This is a genomic window from Limosilactobacillus reuteri, from assembly GCF_034259105.1.
Lineage (GTDB): Bacteria > Bacillota > Bacilli > Lactobacillales > Lactobacillaceae > Limosilactobacillus > Limosilactobacillus reuteri_G.
The window spans coordinates 1,744,511-1,765,344 of record NZ_CP139478.1 but is presented as its reverse complement, the minus strand read 5'-3'; the positions used below and the strand labels follow the sequence as shown (position 1 = coordinate 1,765,344).

The window sequence follows — 20,834 nt, the reverse complement described above, 5'->3', positions numbered from 1 at the left end:
TTTATGAACAATAGAAAGATAACGTGGAAAATAACCACAAGGCTCGAGTTTAAGTACGAACGATAATCAGCTCGTGCCGTGCTAATCATCGTCCTAGCTTAGCCAACCGCCTTGTCGAGGAGGTTATTTCCCACTCTCTTTTGCATACTTACAAAAATTAAGGACAAGATAAACGCATGAAATCAATAAGCGTGCTAAAATACTGTGATAGAGAATAAGCGTAAACGGGATGATAAAAATGCGTCGGTATGTATTTTTAGCACTGGCGATTGTCTTAAACTCAATTGGTCATTCAATGACGATTGTAACAAACTTAGGGAGTATGCCCTGGCCAGCTTCTATCGTCAATATTATGCATATGATGGGCTGGAATATGACAGAGACAATTTTTACAGAGGGGCTATTTGTCATTGGCCTTAATATTCTTTTGGTTGGCGAATTTGTTCCTAAAGAATTTGGCTGGAAGTTAACATTTTTAGTTCCGTACAGTATTTTCATGCAACTATTTGCGAACTTATGGCGATTTTGGGGAATTGATACGATGAACATTTTTCTGCGCTTTGGTTTTAACCTGCTTGGCTTAGTGATTGCCTTTGCCGGGTATGCCCTTTATCAACAGTGTGATTGTTGTTTTCAACCGCATGATAAGTTGACAGTCTATTTAAAGCGCCGCGCCAGTCTTAAATTCACGAAGTACTTTAATATTATTTTGCCCATTATCATTATCTTGTTATGTTCTCTTAAAAATCATGCAATCTTTGCTTTTAATATTGGAACGGTGATCGGCTTTTTCTCCCAGAACTGGATTGTCAGTTTCTGGCAAGAACGCCTCGAACCGTGTTGTCATTTCTAACTTTATGGAATGGGGATGATTAAATGCGTCGATTTTTAGTAGCACTCTTAGTCGCGGGGATGGTTGGAATTAGCGATTATCATGTCCATGCTGATGCAGATGCGCCTTCCCAACCTTTCCAATCATCATTTTTTAGTCAGGATTCTTCTGATAGTAATGATTTTCAGTTTTCTAATGGCGGCCAACGACCAAATGCAGAACGGCTAAGAATCCCAGAAAATACACCGACACCGCTTGAAGGATTTAGGTGGAAGAAAAAGAATATTACTATTTACATGGAAACTGCTGATCCAAAATTAAAGTGGGCTTTTCGTGATGCGGTCAAAAAATGGAATAAGACGAAAGCAGTTCATATCCGCTGGACTAAGAACGAAGATAAGGCCAATATTATTGCGGCTGATGGTGATCTAGCACGAAATAATATGGGAAACAATGGTGTTGGCTATACAACATCTGAACTCGGCTCAACCCGGACGGAATATGATCCGACTACGAATACCTTGCATAAGGCAACCTCAACTTTGGACCCTAATCAGTTAGACTATACTAATAAAGAGTTTCGAAGTGAGGTTGCACAACATGAACTGGGACATGCCCTTGGGTTAGCCCACGCTCCAGAGTATGAGCATAGTGTGATGATCCCACGAAACATCAAAAACGGAATAACTAAAAATGATGCTAAAACGTTAAGAACGTTATATCGGGAATAATTTTGAAATAGGTGTTGACAATTAGTAAGGATAAGGATATTATAATTACAATTAAATTAGAAAATGCTTAGAAAAGATGAGTAATTATTTAATGCCATTACAGAGAGCTAGGAAAGATGAGAACCAGTATGGTAACGAATAATGAAGATGGTCTTGGAGCAGACTGATGCTGTGAGCATACGTGTTAGCAGCAAGCGATTAGCACCCGTTACCGTGCTGGAGTATTTTTATGTACTTCTTGCGGGTCTTATTGTGAGATAAGGCTAAATTAGGGTGGTATCACGTTAATGAATATTAAACGTCCCTAGGAATTGGTTGGATTGCCGTTCCTAGGGATTTTTTAGTTCCAAGATTCATTCTCATCAGGCAGAAAAGGAGAGATTTATTATGGCTAAAGTTGAAAGTTTTACATTAGATCACACAAAGGTTAAGGCACCTTACGTTCGTTTAATTACCGTTGAAGAAGGGGCAAAGGGAGATAAGATTAGCAACTATGATTTACGATTAGTCCAACCAAATGAAAATGCAATTCCAACTGCTGGTTTACATACGATTGAACACTTACTTGCTGGCTTGCTTCGTGACCGTTTGGATGGCGTGATTGATTGTTCCCCATTTGGCTGCCGGACTGGTTTCCACTTAATTACGTGGGGTGAACACTCAACTACTGAAGTTGCCAAGGCCTTGAAGTCCTCACTTGAAGAAATTGCCTACAAGACTAAGTGGGAAGATGTTCAGGGAACAACGATTGAATCTTGCGGTAACTACCGTGATCATTCATTATTCTCTGCTAAGGAATGGTCAAAGAAGATTCTTGATGAAGGGATTTCAGATAAGCCATTTGAACGCCACGTGGTTGACTAATAATAATTTTGGTAAACGCTGACTAAGGATTTCTCGAGAATAACGACATGTCGGATCCCGTTGGCTATTGCGACTAGTTATGACGAATAGCGAAAACAAAAGTAAAGGGGTAGTTATGATGAGAAAGAAAAAGCATACCGGCTGGTGGATTGTTGGTATTGTAGTAGTGATTTTAGTTGCAGCTGGACTTAGTGTGGGCGCTAATGGTGGGTTTACCCGCAACGATGAGATTACTGTTGGAACGATTGGCCCAGATGTCCAGGTTTGGCAACACATTGCAAATAGTAAACAGGCCAAAAGTGAAGGTTTGAAGATTAAGGTCAAGAGCTTTACTGATCCCGTAGCTTTAAACCGGGCGACTGCTAGTGGTGAAATTGACGTAAATGCTTTCCAATCATGGTCATATCTGCAAGCTTATAATAAGGAAAATAAGAAAGCACAATTAGCGGCGATTGGAACTACCTATTTAGAACCAATGGGCTTATATTCAGATAAGTATAAGAGTGTTAAAGACATTCCAGATGGTGCCACAGTTGCGATCGCTAATAACCCAGCAAACACGGCGCGTGGTCTCTTGCTCTTACAAAGTGCAGGCTTGATAAAATTGAAGCCGGGCTTTGGGGCAACAAGTGGAACCAATGAGATTGCGGCTAATCCAAAGAACCTTCAATTTAAAGAAATTGATGATACCACCGGACCACGAGTATTAAAGTCAACTGATTTAGTATTAATCGGTAATACGATTGCTTTAACTGGTCATTTAAATGTGTTGAAAGATTCTATTTATCACGAAAAAGTTGATCAAAGCACGAAGGATAACATTAATGTTTTAGCAACTGCTAAGAAGAACCGTGATAATAAAGAATATAAGAAGTTAGTCAAGCTTTACCATAATAAGCAAATTCAACAATGGATTGCTAAAAAGTATCAAGGAACAAAGGTGAATGTTGATAAGCCATTAAATTATCTAGAAAATTAATAATAAAATTATAATTAGCCAAAAGACAACATTGTGGTAATTTTAAGCCCTTTTTATTCGCAATTATCGAATAAAAAGGGCTTTTTGTGCGTTTATATTGATGAATTGAAGATTATTATGAAAATTAATAATTTTATCTAATCTTAAGATAAAGACTTCTATTAAACAAATTAATAAGAAACGAGTATAATTAAAGTGATAGAAGATTAGGTTTAACTACAAGGCATGATTTAAGTAAGGGAGCTAAAATTATGAAATGGGTAAGAAAACTTGCACAAAGCGTAGTAACGATTGTTTTACAAGCACTGGTTGCCCGACTCGTGTATCACTTATTTGCAAAGAAGCAACCGAAAGAAACAACGAAAAGTAATGACTGATGTATTGTGGTAGCGGATGGGATTAAGCGTAAAGCGACCATTCGTTTTTTGTTAATTTTGTTTTTAACAATGCCAAGTATAAATTCTATTGGCCCCCGAAATGTCAATTTAAGTTAGAAAGAAAATAGTTGCTCATCAGTGCCGTAAGACATGAATACTTCATATGGAGTTCGATAGCCTAGTGATTTACGGGGCAGGTTATTTCGCTTACTCATCAGTTGGGTTACCAATTCATCGGGAAGATTGCGGAAATCTAGCTGTTTCGTTAAGCCATCCCGGCGTAAAAGACCGTTGTTGTTTTCGTTCAGCCCTCGTTGATTGGGAGCACCAACCTCGGCAAAGTAAGTGTGAAGGTCAAATTGATTGGCAATCTCGCGCCAGCCGGCGAATTCTTTTCCGTTGTCAAAGATAATCGATTTGAAGAAGTGCCGCGGGAATTTCCGAAGCCACTGACTTAAGTGTTGGTTAATCGCATCAGCCGTCTTTTCGTGCACATTGAGTACAATTTCGACCTTCAATTGGCGTTCGGTCAGGGTCATTACCGCCCCTTGGTGCTTTTTGCCTTGGACGGTATCAGCTTCAAGGTGCCCAAATTCAGTGGCATAGTGCGGAAAGTCCTTGGCACGCTCGTGAATACTTTGCCCCAATTGGCCAGCCTTCCCGCGGCGCTCGACATAGCCATTCGGGTGCCGCTTACCTCGCATCGGCAAGGAACGGACATCGAAGCCGAACTGGCTACGTTCAAACATCCGGTAAAGAGTTCGCCGGTTACAACTAATTGGGCGCTCAGCGCGCCCAATAATGGTATCAGGCGTCCACCCCTGGGCAATTTTGTCGTTGATATAAGTGAGTTCAGCCAGTGACAACTGAGTACGTTTTCGGCCACAACGTTGCTTATTGCGCATATAGTGATCTTGATAATCGGCAATTGAGGCACCGGTTTCCAGGTAACGATAAACGCGATAAACGGTTTCGGCACAACGGTTAATCATTTGGGCCACTCGGTACGCTTTAAGCTTTTGCGCGAAAGAATGGGCGATGATTGTCAGCTCGTTTGTGGTAAGATGGGTGTAAGTCATTTGTGGTTTCCTTTCTTTTATTTAGGGGTATTCAAAAGTCTACCACAAATGGCTTTTCTATTTTTCTAACTTAATTTTACAAACGGCGTGATTAAATAAAGGATTGATTTCTTTACCTAGTGATATATTAAGAACGAAATACTTAACGATTAACAAATGATAAAATTATCACTTTTTAGTGAAAATTTAATATATTTTTATGAAAAGGTTTTCTTTTAATGTAATTGAGAATGAAATGTTTATTAAATAAGAGATTTTATTAACATTAAAATACAATTATAAATATAATTGACTTTTAATTCTGAGTCGATTAAACTAACAACAATCATTAATTAAAAATAAATTATAAGGAGGCGTTAATGATGGAAAATCGAGTTAGCAATTCTAAAGCTAATGCAACTTATCAAAATTCATCAAAGGTCAAGGAAGTGGCCTATCGAATTTTTGCGGCGGTGGCTAATGCTATTTTGGTCGTTCTAGGAGGAGGATTATTAACTCAAACAATTGGTAACTTGACAGGTATCCATGTCCTTACCCTAATTGGTGGTGAGGCTCAAGCATTATTAGCGCCTGCTATTGGGGTTGCGGTTGCTTCACAGATGAACACAAATACATTAGTTACATTTGCATCAATGGTAGCGGCTACCGTTGGATCAAATGGTGTTCATTTTACTGATACGGCGGTTAAAGGAATGACTGCAACAGGGCAAGTAACTGCGGCGGCAGCGGGAGCATCGGTTCTTACTACTGGCCAACCTGTTTCTGCTGTTTTAGTGGCACTTGTTGCTGTTCTTGTCGGTAAGTATTTAACTGGAAAGACGCCACTTGATATGGTTCTTGTTCCATTTGGTGCGTTAGCCGTGGGGATCGGTTTTGGTCTAGTCGTTGCGGCAGTTGTTACGCCGGCGCTTCTTGCTGTGTCCGCCTACATTGCGCATTCGATGCAAGTTTCACCAGTTTTAGGATCAATGGTAATTTCCGTTGTGTGGGCCCTATTTCTGATGACGCCTGCCTCTTCTGCAGCCTTGGCCGTTGCGTTGATGCTTGATCCGATCTCTTCGGCGGCTGCCTTGATCGGTACTACTGCTCAATTTGTTGGTTTTACTGCGATGTCATTTCGGCAAAATAACCTTGGCGCAAATATCGCCCAAGGACTTGTTACCCCTAAAGTTCAATTTCCCAATCTCCTCATCAATCCTTGTCTTTTAGTTCCAACGGTTGTTTCAGCAGCTGTTTGTGCACCAATTGCAACAGTTCTGTTTGATTTCCGTTCAACATCGACCTTAAGAGGATTGGGACTAAACTCCTTGATTGCACCAATTGCTTACTTATCACGCGGCTGGGCTCAGTTCAGCACATACATGGTTTTCGGCGTGGTAGTACCCGCTGTTCTTTCAATTGCTCTTTACCTTGTTCTTAAGCGCGCTGGATTCATCGGTGAAAAGCAATTACATCTTGAGCTAGTTTAGAAGTATCGATCAAAGAAAAAAGCTGTTTGTCTATTGAAAATTATGAAATAGGCAGACAGTTTTTTATTGATAAAACATCCTAACAACTGCTATTGTTGTGATTAGGGAATGTGATACAATAGACAGTGAATGTAAATTATAGATGGTAACTATCTATGATTAACGGCACGGAACGAAGCCAAAGATTAAGGCTTGCTTTAAAGCAAAGTCCCATTAATCGGTAAAAGAGTTCAGTTTTATATGAAGGAGTTTTTATACTATGATTCAAACAATTGATTTGAAAAAAGGTATGGTTTTTGAACGTGACGGTAAGTTATTAAAGGTTCTTCAAATCAACCACCACAAGCCTGGTAAGGGTAACACTTTAATGCAAATGGACATCCAAGACCTCCGTTCAGGTTCAATTGTCCACACTACTATGCGTCCATCTGAAAAGGTTGAACAAGTTAACGTTGACAAGCGTTCTGCTCAATACCTTTATGATGAAGGTGACTCAGCCGTATTTATGGACCTTGAAAGCTACGAACAATACAGTTTAAACCATGACTTGCTTGGTGACGACAAGAACTACCTTGTTGAAAACATGAAGGTTATCTTAAACTTTGTTAACGGCGACATCATTGGTGTTGAATTACCAACTACTGTTGAATTAACTGTTGCTGAAACTGAACCAATGATTAAGGGTGCTACTATCGATGGTGGTGGTAAGCCTGCCACGATGGAAACTGGTTTAGTTGTTAACGTTCCTGCATTTATCAAGAACGGTGACAAGTTAATCATCAACACTACTGATAGTAGCTACAAGTCACGGGCTTAGTTAAATATGGAAGTGGGAAATAACCCCCTCGACAAGGCGGTGGACTAAGCTAGGACGGCGATTAGCACGGCAATTATCGTCCGTACTTAGACCTGAGCCTTGTGGTTATTTTCCATGTTATCTTACTATTGTTCATAAAAACAGTTGAGGCTGGAGAAAATTTTTGTTTTCTCCAGCCTCATTTTTTTATAGGAGTATATTAATATGAATAAGAAAATAGGATTTTTAATGGTTACGGGGATGGCCTATTATTAGCTGGTTGTGGAAATCAGGCTAACAATAAAGCGGCTAATTCTTCATCTGCCTCAAGCAGTAGTTTATTAGTGGCTAAAAGTAATGTGAAAGTTAATAGTGATAACATGAGCCCCCAAGAAGCTGTTAGTTTGATTAGTACGTATTGTGGCCTTCGTTATGGTGGGAATTGGGCTGCCATGGCTAAAGAAGCGCAAAAAGAGGGATTGCAGGTAAATCTTTACCCAAGTTCTAAATACCAATTGAGTGATGGAGGACAAGGAGTAGCTTACGATGTGACTGCTGGTGGAAAGTCACAGGGCTTGGTTTACACTGTTAATAACGATGATGTAAACATCTACCAAAATGTCAAGGAAAATCAAAAGAGTACTAAACTCGCCACAATCTCAAAGTCAGAAATGGCCAATTATGTTAATCAAGAAGGTCAGGGAAAGCTCGTTAATGACTTAGCTGCTAAGGCACAGGTAGTCGATAAGCGCAGTGGGGATAGCAATTCCTCAGCAAGCACCAGTAATTCTGGCAATGATCATAAGTATGGCCGCAGTGGTACTATTGATGTTCCAAGTGAAATGCAGGGAACATGGTATTCGACAGATAATGATGCTGATTCAACAATAACATTTGGTCCTCATACCTTTACCTACAGTGGCGAGAATAGCAGTACAACAACTCAACTCTTTAAACAGGATTCTGAGTGGGGTGAAGACGAGGATAACTATACTAACGAAGGAATCCAAAACGCTACTAAGAACTGGGGGAAAGCCAGCTTCTTTAACATGGATGGATCACGATGGTTAAATATCCGTGGTTGGGTTCAAAATGCCGGTGACGGTTCATCATATACTGTTAAGACCGAAACAATCGATGGAAAGCAGGTTAAAGTTCTTGTATCAGCCGGGGGTGCCGGAAATTGGGTAGATGCTGTTTACTACCAATCAAAGGATATGGCGCAACAAAACGCTGATAAGAAGTTTGACGATCTTAATTACCAATAAAATCGAGTAGGAGATAATTGATTAGTTCAATTATCGACCTCTCACACCACCGTACGTACGGTTCCGTATACGGCGGTTCGACAACTTAATCACATTGAATTGACTGGAGCGTCTTGGACATATTCATAAGTCCGAGTTGTTCCAGTTTTCTATTAGTTAGAGAATAGCTCAAGGTCTTACTATGTGCAGTTCGCCAGTAGCCCTTTCGGGTACTAGCGAAGACATATGCATCATGCTGGGGCAGCCCCAACTTCTGTAAGTTAGTTACCTTAGTTTTAAACTTTTTCCATTGCTTCCAAATATACTGCCTTATTCGGACCCTCAACCACTTGTCAAGGCGTTGAATAAAGTTAGTTAGTTTCCCAATTGAGTAGTACTGAAGCCACCCACGCATTTTTCGATGAATTTCTTCAAACATTCTTGTCAGAGATATTCCACGATTACGTTTAGTTAATAACTTCAGTGCTTTCTTTACTCGTTGTTGCGATTGTTTAGCTGGACGGGCGTAGGCCCCATTGTGGTCTACACCCAACGAAAAGCCAAGAAACTTCAACCGTAGCGGGCTACCGACTTTGGTTTTATCTGGGTTCACTTTAACTTTCAAGCGCTTTTCTAGAAACTGGGTAATGCTTCGCATTACTCGTTCTCCGGCTCGTTGACTTTTAACATAGATGTTACAATCATCCGCATAGCGCACAAAGTGGTGACCACGTCTAGTCAACTCTTCGTCCAACTCATTTAGATAGATGTTCGCCAGTAGTGGTGACAATGGCCCTCCTTGTGGGGTTCCTTTTTCACTCTTAGCGAAAAGCCCATGGTCTAAGACTCCGCTAGTTAGAAACTTACGAATGAGTCTTAGTGTCCATGGGTCATCAATATATTGTTGGAGATACTTAATCATCAAGTCATGATTAACGTTATCAAAATAGGCTTTTAGGTCTAAGTCGACAACTCTTCGATAACCTTGATTATAAAGATCTACTACTTTTGAAATAGCGTCATGGGCCCCACGGTGGGGACGGAAGCCAAAGCTATTATCAGAGAAAATACGCTCAAAGATAGGCGTAAGAATTTGGGCTACAGCTTGTTGAACCATTCGGTCCACCACCGTTGGTATTCCAAGTCTTCTTACTCCACCATTAGGCTTCGGAATTTCTACCCGTTTGACTGGAGCTGGTTTATACTTGCCCTCACGCAAACTAGCGATCAGTTCCGTCTTATTTTCTCTGAGATATGGCAGAAGGTCATTGACTGTCATATCGTCAACGCCTGCTGCTCCTTTATTTCTCTTAACTCGCAAATAAGCCTGATTAAGGTTATTGCGATCCAAGACCAGGTCTTGGATAGTGACACTCATACCTTTACCTTCACCATAACCGGTACTACGCGCCCTTGTGTACTTTCGGTTTTCCAAACCTATCCTCGACAAGCGGTCAGCTTGTTGTTCTGTTTTCTGCGATTGTCGCACCTGATTACACCTCCGATATAAGTTACAAGTTATTGTCGTTCAGTCCTTCATCTGATTATTCAAACTACTATGACCTCGGCTGACTTCTGGCTTACTCAACACTGCATCACTGCACCGCTTGTTTCTGTGGAAATTAAACTTATTCCTCTTGTCGGAAACGTGTAGGCCAGATCTCCCCGGGTAAGAATATTAGCTTTCGTACCATGTCATCGTTAGCTTTACTGAGACCAACTTCGAGTAGTATTGGACTTCAACTTGTCTAGCAGCCTTATCCAGTTAATTCCAGCCTTATAGCTACTTCTTGTTCATCGATGCAGTACTTTGCCTTAGACTTCCTTCAGATTCCACCTCACGGTGGACACCCTTGTCCTCAGCTCATGGTTCCGACTACTACGGCCCATAGCGGACTTTCACCACCTAGCTAATACCCATGCCGGGCGCACAAGAAAAAACACGGCTGAAATTTTCAGGCGTGTTTTTTGATAAACAGTTATTTAATTTCCTTCTTTAGCTTAGCAAGCCAATTGGGGAGAGCTTCACTTAAGCTATCATAGGTATCTTGGAATCGGTGAGTGATCCAGGGGTCAACGATATAGCAATTTTCTTTTCCTGGGGTAGCTTCAAAGATTCCATGAACCTTATTTTCTAACCCAGCTGGTGCCATATCTTTTGCGTCCCGGACATTCATCTGATCCATTGCGATAATATAATCGGCATCATAATAATCCCTGTCCTGCAATTGACGGGCAATCATTCCGTCGTCTTTAATGTGATATTTATCGAGAATGGCTTTTGTTCGACTATCAGCAGGTGAACCTTCAGCAATGTTACTTGTTCCGGCTGAATCAATAGTAATTTGATCAGCAAGGCCAGCTTCTGCAACCATTTTTTTGAACATTGCTTCCGCCATTGGTGAGCGGCAAATATTACCAAGGCAAACAAAAATTACTTTCATAAAAACACTCCACCTAATTATTTAGCTAATTCAGGATCAATTTTGATGATTGGCTTAATAACCTTTCCGTTTGTTGAGTCAGCGATAACTTGGTTAATATCAGCAAAATCGTAGTACTTAACAAGCTTATCAAGGGGGAACTTGCCTTGCTTGTAGTACTTAACTAGTTGAGGAATAAACTCTTGGGGATTGCTATCTCCTTCGACAACCCCAGAGATTTTCTTAGATTCTGATAAGATATCATTCATTAAGTTTAAGGTAATATCGCCGCCAACTCCTAAGAGGACACATTCTCCAGCGGTGGCAAGACTATCAATTGCTGACTTAATTACACCGGTGTTTCCGGTAGTATCGATTGCATAAGTTACACCACGCGGAACGATTTCCTTAATTGCTTTGACGGGATCTTCAGCCGTGTTATTAATTGTTTCAGTAGCGCCCAATTCCTTTACCAGGTCAAGGTGGTTACCGTTACGATTGATCGCAATAATGTGTTTAACTCCAGCGATTTTAACAGTCATAATTGCGGCTAAGCCAACAGCACCAGCACCGAAAACGGCAATTGCATCTTCAGGAGCAGGTTTAATATAATTTAGAACGGTTCCAGCACCTGTTTGCATTCCAAAACCGAGTGGCCCTAATAAGTTAAGATCAACATCTTGATCAACTTTAACAATATTATTGACATTGGCTGTTACATATGTTGCAAAGGAAGACTGACCAAAAAAGACACTGACGGGTGTTCCATCATCTAAATGCAGGCGGTGAGTACCATCATAGGTTTTTCCTTCAAAGTTTAGCTGATTGAAGTTTTCGCATAAGTCTTGATGATTATGAGTACAGTTATAGCAATGGCCACAGTAGCTAAATGACAGAACAACATGGTCGCCGGGGTTAACGTCCGTAACGTTAGCTCCCACTTTTTGAACGACGCCCGCACCTTCATGCCCGAGGACAACGGGGAGAGGAGTAGTGGCACCGCTTCGACCAACAATATCTGTATGACAAAAACCTGTTGAAGCAATTTTTACTAATACTTCATTTTCTTTTGGTTCATCCAATTCGACGGTTTGAATCTCTAAATCAGCGTTAGGATTAGTTGCAACAGCAGCTTTAATTTGCATATTTGGCTCTTCCTTTCAATATAAATACTCTGGATATTAAACAAAATTATTGTAGCATTAGAAAGAAAAAGTATAGACTGTTAATGGAAGTCTACACCCGAATTAAAATGTTCGCCTAGGAGATAAAAATGAACGAAGAATTATTACGATTATTTTTGGATGTTGTTCAATTAGGCAGTTTTCAAAAAGTAGCGAAAAAGAATTACGTCTCACAACGAGCTGTTTCACGACAAATTCAACGGTTAGAGCAAAATCTTCATACCCAATTGTTCGAACGCAAGAAAAATAAAATCATTTTGACGCCAGCTGGTGAATTCTTTAAAAAACGCAGTGAGGCAATTATTAATATGCTAGATGCAACTGAATATGAACTCCACCGTTTTTCTTATCGGGGTGCAACTAACTTGTCAATCGGCTATTTTTCGCCTTTTGATGGCCTCTTTATCCATAAACTGCTTGCTAAGTTATCTCCCACTGTAAATGCCTTTGTAAGCGAAGAGAGCGTGGAACATTTGGTCTCAGATGTATTAATGGGTAACCTTGATTGTGCCATTGTGATGGATAATTATGGCTTTAATAATAATTATGCACAAATGGGATTACAAACGGTTACCATCCATCGTGACCGAATGATTATCGGAATAAGTGAGCGTTTAGGTCATAATAGTGAAGTTGATCTTGCTACTATTCAGAAAATACCAGTGACCTATTATAGTAATGAAGATTCATCATATTTAAAACAAGCCTTTACCAGTAGTCTCCAAGGAATTGTGCGACCTGCTGAAGTATTGCGGGTGCCGACTTACGAGCAAATGCAGATGTTAGTCGGATCAGGTCAAGCCTTAGCTTTTTATCCCGAAAAGTTGATCAAGGTCCTTCAGAACCCCCTTGAAAATATCTGCTATTTACCGTTGGCAGGGAAAAGCAATCAGTCGTTTGAGTTTAAATTAATTTTTAAAGCGGAGAATCCGCATGATATTGTAAAACAAGTAGCTAAAATACTGCAGGTAGCAAATGATTAATCTGTCGGTTCAGAAGCAATGGCTAAAAGTGTACCGTCCATCGTCCAGCTTTTAACGGTTGCGGGGATGATAAAATGATCGCCTTTGTGAAGTGAATATTGTTGATCATCAACGGTTAAAATTCCATTACCATCAATAATGGAAACCAGAGTATAGGGACCATGATCGTGGGTCAAGCTGGTTTGATCATTGATCTCCCACTTGTAGACGGTAAGAATGGTGAGTCAGATTGAGAAATTAAAGTAGTAATTATTGAACTATCATCATGGACGATGCGGGGGTTAATTTGTGGCTCAGTAAATGGCACTGTTGTCACGCCTTTTGCTTGTTTTAAATGAAGCTGGCGTAGCTGACCTGTTTTTTATCTCGACGGTCATAGTCGTAGATCCGATAAGTGGTATCAGAACTTTGCTGGGTTTCTAAGACGATAATTCCTTTGTTTAAGGCATGGATGGTTCCGCTTGGCACATAGACAAAGTTCCCCGTTTTTATTGGCTTTTTACTAAAAAGTTTTGACCATTGATGATTATTGATCATCTTAATAAGCTCATCGCGCGTTTTTGCGGTATGTCCGTATGTTAAATAAGCTCCAGGTTCTGCATGAATGACATACCAACACTCTGTTTTACCTAGTTCGTGCTCATGTTCTTCGGCGTAAGCATCGTCGGGATGAACTTGAATTGATAGACTAGCATTAGTATCAAGAATCTTTGTTAATAATGGAAAAACAGAAGAGCGTGGATTACCAAACAGCTCTGGATGTTGCTGATAAACTTTTGGCAATAGTTGGCCTTTGTATTGACCATTGGTGATGATATTTGGCCCATGAGGATGTCCAGAAATTGCCCAGCACTCCCCAATTGTCCCTTCTGGAATTTGGTAACTGAAATCAGTTGCAAGGTGTCGACCCCCAAAAAAAATTTTCTCATGAAAGACTGGCTTTAAAAATAATGGTTCTACCAATGTTATCACCCCTTTATATATCCGCTTACATAAATTGTAACACTTTTGTAAACCTTATTTTCTTGACAGTAAAAAAAGGCTGTTGAAAAAGCAAAAAAGCTTTTTCTCAGCCTCAAACTAGTAAAATCGAAACATTTATTGAATCAACCAACCAAGCGGCCATGAGAACCACTCGAAGGCCTTATCAATCTTTCGTTGGTTGATTTTTTTATTGGTTGCTAAAACTTGGAAAGTGACTTTTTCCTCTTTGAAAAGTTTTGGAGTTGGGAAAAAGCCATTGCGCCGATAAAATTTAAGTCGTCGTAACCGCTGCTGGTTATTTGCCGCTTGGGGATTAGGCTGCTCAACGTCCAAGGCTAGCGAATCCTCAGGGTAAAGGCGACGAAGTTCATTAATAATCCGTGTCCCGTATCCTTGAGAACGGATTTGATCATTAACTGCGAGGTACAAAATATAATGCATACCGTGACTGTGAATAACGTAAGCAAATCCAACAAACTGTTCCTGGTCATAAAAGGCCATAAAGTCAGCGCATTGATACTTACTCTTGATGAGCAACCACGTCCACGGTTCTCGCTCATATTTCGGAAATGCGCGCATATATAATTGTTTAACTTGTTTATATTCTTTTAAACTCAACCTCACGGGCTGTATGTCTAAATCCAAATAATATCACTCCTTGTAGTTAAATATTTTACCAGAAAAGGATTAAATAGACAATTTGAAATCAAACATTTGTTCTGATATAGTAATACAGTATTTTTAATGGGAGGGATGAGAGGATGGACAAAATCATTGCGTTGACCCGTCAACAGCGAGAAGATATTTTACAACAGTTAAGGCCAGACCAGGTTCAGGCATTGAGTGAATTTACGCGTTATGCGATGCTATCGCGTTTTCATACCCACCATTATCTCAAACAGACTGATTGGGAGTTCCAGGGGATGGTAATTGACCCATGGTATCAGCGACAACATGATCATCCTGGCGATAACCTCTATTGTGATTGTGGTCGGCGTTTAAAGAATCAATTTATCTTACGTTCGCGGACAACTGGTCGGCAACTATTTTTGGGCATCTCTCATTTTCAGCAGCATGCAAGTATTCCCCACAAAGTCGCGAGGGAGATCCAGGCAGGAATTAATGAGATTAACCTGTATATGGATAGTATTCTGTTGGCTTATCAAGCTGGTCGGCGTTTTCCAAAAAAGATATTCCAGTTTGTTGTTGCCCAGCAGGGATTTAAGAACCACGAAGGGACGATCCTTTACCAGCGATGCAACTTATTTAGTCAGGTTGACCTTCCACTCCACCAACGCGATTATCAAGATCTGCAAACCTTATATCACCAATTAAAACAAGGAGTTACCCACCGTCTTACCAAAGAAGAGATTGAGCAATTACGAGATGATATTGCAACGGATTGGCGACAAGTCGACCAGCAGATTACGATGTTTAATTATCTTCTCCGTCAACACGGCCTCACAGTTCAAGACCTTCACCGGATCAAGAGTAATTCAATTAACTATGCTTTACAACGCCGGAAAACCCGTTTCATGATTCATGACTATAAGCAGTTTAAGGATGTGACTTTGACGAAGGCACGGAGCCAGTTAGCGATTAAATTACGGCAATTATCATTCTACCTGCAAATATTCCAGCCAAATGAGTTAGCAAAAGTACAGTGTGAACAAGCGCAACAAATATTGATCGCTCATAAGATGAGTAGTCCTAAATCACATTTCTTTGGAATAAAAGAGGCACAAATTTTACTAAAAAGTAAATATACAATATAATGTTATTGATAGCGATTTCATTGTATAAATTGACTTTATTTATAAAAGTGTCTTTAAGATTAATAATCTGATAAATAAATAGGGGGGGGGTCTTTTGAGATTGTTTTTCGCTCATGTTATAATTTGTGATGATTATTACAATATTTTGTACGCGGGAGTGGGTTAATGATGAATCAAGAAACTAATCATGGCATTACTTATTCTTTAAGCCTTTTGCGCAATAGTGATTACTCTAAAGCTCTTTTCTGGCTAGGAATAAAACCGTTAGACTTTGATGAATTACATGAATTGTTGACTAATATTTATGATAATCAATTGATAACAATAATTGAGGAACTGCAAACCAAATATTTGATCAGTCCGATTAAATATTTGGTTGTTTTGTTCTCACGGAAGGTGGTCAAGAATTTGCCCGTCTCGTTATGTCTTTGGGAGTATGGGGACGTCAACAAATGGATGAAAACGGTGGCAATGATAGCGCTCAAGTTGTTCTCCCTGATTCTTCCATGGATCAAACAGAACTATTAAAGTATCGAAATACGGTTGAACAGTATATTTAGTTTTACTAAACTCTACACGGAAAAAAATAAATCAAATTAATTACACTAATAAAACAAAAGCCTATGAGACTATCAATTCTCATAGGCTTTTTTAGTCGTTATATTTTTTATGAAAATAAAAAACTTGTTTATTTTAATAATTAATATAAACATTATTATAAAAAGTGAATATTAGTGAAAAGAATTTAATAATCATTTAGCAATTACGTGTTTATTATCAATATTTCATTAATAAATCAATTAGCAGTAAAGGAGGAATTATATTTTGCATATTAATAGTGGTGACACAGCGTTTATGATGCTCTGTACGGCAATGGTTTGCCTGATGACGCCAGGCCTCGCTTTCTTTTATGGCGGTTTAGCTCGTAAGCGCAGTGTTTTATATATCATGATGCAATCATTTATTTCAATGGGAATTGTTACACTGATTTGGATTTACAGTGGATTTGGTCTTGCATTTGGAAAAGATGAGGGGGAGTTATCGGACGGATTTCTGATTACTTTGCTTTGGCTAATGTTGGATTAGTACCAAGTTCAGTTCACGCTGCTTCTATTCCATTTACTTTATTCTTCCTATTCCAGTTAATGTTTTGTGTAATCACAGTTCCATTAATTAGTGGAGCCTTTGCAGAACGGCTGAATATGAAAGGGTATATTCTTCTCGATATTTTCTGGACATACCTTGTTTATATTCCAGTATGTCACTGGGTATGGGGTAATGGTTTCTTAGCAAAATGGGGCTTTGTTGACTTTGCTGGTGGAACGGTTATTCATACCACTGCTGGTTTTGCCGCCTTAGCAAGTATTATTGTGCTCGGTAAACGGAAATTAAAGCAAGCGGGAATGAAGCCAAGTAATTTGATGGCTGCCGCGATCGGGACAGGTCTTCTTTGGTTTGGCTTTAATTCAGGTGGGGCCTTAAAAGCAGGTGCCCTATCTACCAAGGCTTTTGCTAATACTGCGATTGGATTAGCTAGCGGAATGATTGTATGGGTCTTATATGCCAAGTTTGTTCGTGGAAAGGCTAATTTTATTGACGTTTTAACTGGTTCAGTTGCCGGTTTAGCTACAATTACCCCTTGTGCTGGTTATATCAATCCTGCCTCCGCGGTCTTAGTTGGTTTAGCAGCTGGTGTCATTTGTAATGTGGCTGTCAGTCTTCAAGAAAAGATTGGCTGGGATGACGCACTTGGTGTTTGGGGAGTTCACGGTATTGGTGGATTCACTGGAACGATTTTGATTGGTATCTTGGCAGATAAAACCGTTAATGGTGTTGCTGCAAGTGGCCACCAATTCTTGATTCAAGCTGGTGGCGTTATCTTAGTTGCTGCTTATTCGTTTGCAATTACCTTTATCTTACTTAAGGTTTTAGGTGCAATTACTAATATTCGTCCTTCTGATGAAATCATTCAAGAAGGTCTTGATCAAACGTTGCTTAATGAAACGACATACGACATTGATTAGTACTCTTTAACTCGTCTCAATGAAAGGAGGCGAAAATGAATTGTTAGGTTGTATATTGCTTTATGTCGGCATGGTACTGATGAGTAATGGTTTCTATACTGTAGAAGACATAAAGGATAAATCGATTGTGGTTATGAACTTCTTTACCGGTGGTCTCAGTTTAACTCTTAATATCGTTGCGTTATCTTGGGGAATTATCAACAATAAACCGGCAAGTTGGTTCTATGCCAGTGCCACTGGGTTGCTATTCGCATTTACTTATCTTTATGTAGCTTTTAACACTCTCTGTGATTTCGACCAACGACTTTATGGTTGGTTTAGTTTATTTGTTGCGATCAATTCAATTCCAGCTGGGATTCTTTGTTTCCAAAACTATGGTGGAAATTGGATGTATGGAATCATCTGGTGGGCCTGGGGAATTCTCTGGTTAACAGGATTCTTGACCAACAATCTAAAGATGAATCTTGGGAAGTTTCCAGGATATTTAGGAATTATTGAAGGAATTTGTACAGCATGGATTCCAGGATTCTTAATGCTCCTGAACTGCTGGCCTAACTAACTCAATTTAGGCAGAAAGGAAGGATATACAATGAGGCAAAGCGTGAACAGGAAAAAATGATGATTAGTTTAGCCGGAATGGTTGCTGAAAAGCGTAAGGATCGTGGCTTAAAGCTAAATGAACCAGAAGCAGTTGCCTTAATCACCAGTCGTTTAATGGAAGGTGCCCGTGATGGTAAGACCGTGGGTGACTTAATGAACGCTGGGGCTACTTGGCTAACAAAGGATGATGTTATGGAAGGTGTTCCAGAAATGATCCCAATGATCCAAGTTGAAGCAACATTCCCTGATGGCACTAAGCTAATTACTGTTACTGACCCAATTCGTTAATTATTAGCATAGATAAAAGGAGGAAACAAAATGGTTCCTGGAGAATACAAATTACAATCAGATAAAGTTCCATACAATGTTGGTTACGATGACATTTCACTCAAAGTAAAAAACGTTGGTGACCGTCCTGTCCAAGTTGGTTCAGAATATCACTTCTATGAAGCTAATGAAGAAGGGCTCCAATTCGACCGTAGTCAAGCCTGGGGCGAGCACCTTGATATTCCAGCTGGTACTGCTATTCGTCTAGAAGCTGGTGAAGAGCGAACCGTTAAGCTAATTGATTTTGGTGGTAAGCGCCGTGTATTCGGCTTTAACAACAAGGTCAATGGGTGGCTTGATGTTGATAAGAAGGCCGATACCTTTAATGGATACCCATTTGAAAAGAGTTATCCCGAAGAGAAGTAATGAGGAGGTAAAGTTATGAGTTTTGATATGGATCACGAGCAGTTTGCCTCATTTTATGGACCAACTACTGGCGATAGTGTACGACTAGGCGACACTGATCTGTTTGCCAAGATTGAAAAAGACCTAACAGTTCATGGTCAAGAAAGTCTTTTTGGTGGTGGAAAAGTCCTTCGTGACGGTATGGGTGTTAGTGCTACTGAAACCCGTGCTGAAAATCCAATGGTTGCTGATTTAATTATTTCTGATGCAATTATTATCGACTGGACCGGTATTTACAAAGCAGATATTGGTATTCGTGATGGTAAGATCTTAGCCATTGGTAAGGGTGGTAACCCTGATGTCATGGATAACGTTGATTTCATTGTCGGTGCAAGTACTGAAGCCATTTCTGGTGAAGGAATGATTGTTACCGCGGGTGGAATTGACTTACACGTTCACTACATTACACCATCAATTGCCCAAGCAGCTTTGGATAACGGTATTACGACTCTCTTTGGTGGTGGTACTGGTCCTGCCAATGGTACTCGTTCAGCTACTTGTAATCCAGGTGCTTGGTATACTCATCGGATGTTACAAGCCGTTGATAATGCACCTATTAACTATGGATTGATGGCTAAGGGTTCTGGTGATCGTCCAGAACTAATTGGCGAACAAATTGAAGCTGGTTGTGCTGCTATTAAGACCCACGAAGACTGGGGTGCAACTGCAGCCGGAATTGAAAACTCAATTGCTGCTGCTAACAAGTATGATGTTCAATACGCTGTCCACACTGACTCCTTGAACGAAGGTGGATTCGTTGAAAATACGATCAATGCGTTCGATGGTAACACTGTTCACACATTCCACACAGAAGGTGCCGGTGGTGGACATGCTCCTGACATTATGGTTGTCTGTGGTCAAGACAACGTTCTTCCATCATCAACTACGCCAACCAACCCATATTGTAAGAACACTCTTGATGAATTGTTCTACATGACAATGGTTTGTCACAACCTTAATCCAAAGATTCCTGATGACGTTGCCTTTGCTGAATCACGGATTCGGAAGCAAACTGAAGCTGCTGAAGACGTTCTTCAAGACATGGGTGCCCTTAGTATGATGACTTCTGATGCGCAAGCTATGGGACGTGTTGGTGAAGTTGCAATGCGGACTTGGCAGTTAGCAAGCAAGATGAAGAAGGTTCGTGGACCACTAGATGGCGATTCCAAGTACGATGATAACAACCGGATTAAGCGTTACGTTGCTAAATACACAATTAATCCAGCTATCTGTAATGGTATTTCCGATTATGTTGGTTCAATTGAAGTTGGTAAGTATGCTGACTTAAACATTTGGGATCCTAAGTACTTCGGAACTAAGCCAGATATGGTTATTAAGAACGGAATGATCACATACGGTATTGCCGGTGATCCAAGTTCAAGTCTTCCAACACCTGAACCAGTTCTTGAACGGTTCCTTTACGGTGCTGAAGGTCGAGCTGTTAACCACACATGTGTAACTTATGTATCTCAATATGCATATGACCATGGCATTAAAGAACAACTTGGTTTGAACAAGACGATCTTACCTGTTCACAATACGCGGAGTCTTACTAAGGCTAACATGAAGCTTAACAATTACACTCCAAAGACAATTGAAATTGATCCACAAACTTACAAAGTAACGATTGATGGTGAGTTGATCACTTGTGATGCTGCACCAACATTGCCATTAACTCAACGTTACTACCTATACTAATCTAATTTAGATTTATCCAGGGGATTGGGAGCCGTGCCCCAATCTCCTTTTATAAAA

Annotated in this window: 17 protein-coding genes, 3 pseudogenes and 1 other annotated feature; of the genes and pseudogenes, 14 read left to right on the top strand and 6 right to left on the bottom strand. The window is 40.1% G+C overall.

Annotated features, from left to right (window positions below; genetic code table 11):
- The first annotated feature begins 238 nt into the window (after positions 1-238).
- From SH603_RS09810 to SH603_RS09795, 4 genes are all read left to right on the top strand, one after another.
- Positions 239-853 (top strand): sugar permease, encoded by a 615-nt coding sequence (locus SH603_RS09810; RefSeq protein ID WP_321533907.1) that lies wholly within the window; start codon positions 239-241, stop codon positions 851-853.
- A gap of 23 nt (positions 854-876) precedes the next feature.
- Positions 877-1,563: a matrixin family metalloprotease gene (locus tag SH603_RS09805; RefSeq protein WP_321533906.1), complete on the top strand. Its 687-nt coding sequence runs from the start codon at positions 877-879 to the stop codon at positions 1,561-1,563.
- Between the two features lie 59 nt (positions 1,564-1,622).
- Positions 1,623-1,872: a binding site (T-box leader), on the top strand.
- A 78-nt stretch (positions 1,873-1,950) separates the two neighbouring features.
- Entirely contained in the window at positions 1,951-2,427 is a 477-nt protein-coding gene (locus SH603_RS09800; protein ID WP_003664767.1) for an S-ribosylhomocysteine lyase, read from the top strand.
- 115 nt (positions 2,428-2,542) lie between these two features.
- Positions 2,543-3,406, top strand: a complete 864-nt coding sequence (locus tag SH603_RS09795; protein WP_085650571.1) for a MetQ/NlpA family ABC transporter substrate-binding protein — start codon at positions 2,543-2,545, stop codon at positions 3,404-3,406.
- A gap of 490 nt (positions 3,407-3,896) precedes the next feature.
- Here SH603_RS09795 and SH603_RS09790 read toward each other — a convergent pair whose 3' ends face one another.
- Positions 3,897-4,862 carry an IS30 family transposase gene (locus SH603_RS09790; RefSeq protein ID WP_321533905.1) on the bottom strand — a complete coding sequence of 322 codons (966 nt, stop codon included), beginning with the start codon at positions 4,860-4,862 and terminating at the stop codon, positions 3,897-3,899.
- 359 nt (positions 4,863-5,221) lie between these two features.
- On the opposite strand from SH603_RS09790, the gene SH603_RS09785 reads away from it, so the two are divergent.
- From SH603_RS09785 to SH603_RS09775, 3 genes and pseudogenes are all read left to right on the top strand, one after another.
- Entirely contained in the window at positions 5,222-6,331 is a 1,110-nt protein-coding gene (locus SH603_RS09785; RefSeq protein ID WP_169473708.1) for a PTS transporter subunit IIC, read from the top strand.
- Between the two features lie 259 nt (positions 6,332-6,590).
- On the top strand, positions 6,591-7,148 hold the full coding sequence (efp, locus tag SH603_RS09780; RefSeq protein WP_169473706.1) for an elongation factor P: 558 nt from the start codon (positions 6,591-6,593) through the stop codon (positions 7,146-7,148).
- 204 nt (positions 7,149-7,352) lie between these two features.
- A pseudogene (locus SH603_RS09775) lies at positions 7,353-8,395 on the top strand (hypothetical protein).
- An 85-nt stretch (positions 8,396-8,480) separates the two neighbouring features.
- Here SH603_RS09775 and ltrA read toward each other — a convergent pair.
- The 3 genes from ltrA to SH603_RS09760 form a co-directional block, all read right to left on the bottom strand.
- Positions 8,481-9,863 carry a group II intron reverse transcriptase/maturase gene (gene ltrA / locus SH603_RS09770; RefSeq protein ID WP_321533904.1) on the bottom strand — a complete coding sequence of 461 codons (1,383 nt, stop codon included), beginning with the start codon at positions 9,861-9,863 and terminating at the stop codon, positions 8,481-8,483.
- Between the two features lie 490 nt (positions 9,864-10,353).
- On the bottom strand, positions 10,354-10,818 hold the full coding sequence (locus SH603_RS09765) for a low molecular weight protein-tyrosine-phosphatase (protein WP_169472851.1): 465 nt from the start codon (positions 10,816-10,818) through the stop codon (positions 10,354-10,356).
- A gap of 17 nt (positions 10,819-10,835) precedes the next feature.
- Positions 10,836-11,942 carry an NAD(P)-dependent alcohol dehydrogenase gene (locus tag SH603_RS09760; RefSeq protein ID WP_321533903.1) on the bottom strand — a complete coding sequence of 369 codons (1,107 nt, stop codon included), beginning with the start codon at positions 11,940-11,942 and terminating at the stop codon, positions 10,836-10,838.
- A 128-nt stretch (positions 11,943-12,070) separates the two neighbouring features.
- On the opposite strand from SH603_RS09760, the gene SH603_RS09755 reads away from it, so the two are divergent.
- Positions 12,071-12,964: a LysR family transcriptional regulator gene (locus SH603_RS09755; protein WP_321533902.1), complete on the top strand. Its 894-nt coding sequence runs from the start codon at positions 12,071-12,073 to the stop codon at positions 12,962-12,964.
- On the opposite strand, the pseudogene manA reads toward SH603_RS09755, so the two are convergent.
- Positions 12,961-13,927, bottom strand: a pseudogene (gene manA, locus SH603_RS09750) (mannose-6-phosphate isomerase, class I). The gene SH603_RS09755 and the pseudogene manA sit on opposite strands and share 4 nt — an antisense overlap.
- Before the next feature lie 135 nt (positions 13,928-14,062).
- Entirely contained in the window at positions 14,063-14,593 is a 531-nt protein-coding gene (locus tag SH603_RS09745) for a GNAT family N-acetyltransferase (protein WP_169472855.1), read from the bottom strand.
- Between the two features lie 116 nt (positions 14,594-14,709).
- Between SH603_RS09745 and SH603_RS09740 the strand changes: the two genes are divergently transcribed.
- The 6 genes and pseudogenes from SH603_RS09740 to ureC all read left to right on the top strand — a co-directional run bounded on the left by SH603_RS09740 (position 14,710) and on the right by ureC (position 20,777).
- Positions 14,710-15,723 (top strand): hypothetical protein, encoded by a 1,014-nt coding sequence (locus SH603_RS09740; protein WP_169472856.1) that lies wholly within the window; start codon positions 14,710-14,712, stop codon positions 15,721-15,723.
- Positions 15,724-16,578: 855 nt separating this feature from the next.
- Positions 16,579-17,747: pseudogene (locus tag SH603_RS09735) on the top strand (ammonium transporter).
- Positions 17,748-17,787: 40 nt separating this feature from the next.
- The gene (locus tag SH603_RS09730) at positions 17,788-18,306 is read left to right on the top strand and encodes an AmiS/UreI family transporter (protein WP_321533901.1); all 519 of its coding nucleotides are present in this window, start codon (positions 17,788-17,790) and stop codon (positions 18,304-18,306) included.
- Positions 18,307-18,329: 23 nt separating this feature from the next.
- A complete protein-coding gene (locus SH603_RS09725) occupies positions 18,330-18,635 on the top strand; it encodes an urease subunit gamma (RefSeq protein WP_318635983.1) in 306 nt (101 codons plus the stop codon).
- Positions 18,636-18,665: 30 nt separating this feature from the next.
- On the top strand, positions 18,666-19,040 hold the full coding sequence (locus SH603_RS09720; RefSeq protein ID WP_169472859.1) for an urease subunit beta: 375 nt from the start codon (positions 18,666-18,668) through the stop codon (positions 19,038-19,040).
- A gap of 15 nt (positions 19,041-19,055) precedes the next feature.
- Positions 19,056-20,777 (top strand): urease subunit alpha, encoded by a 1,722-nt coding sequence (ureC, locus tag SH603_RS09715; RefSeq protein ID WP_035169448.1) that lies wholly within the window; start codon positions 19,056-19,058, stop codon positions 20,775-20,777.
- Positions 20,778-20,834: the final 57 nt, after the last annotated feature.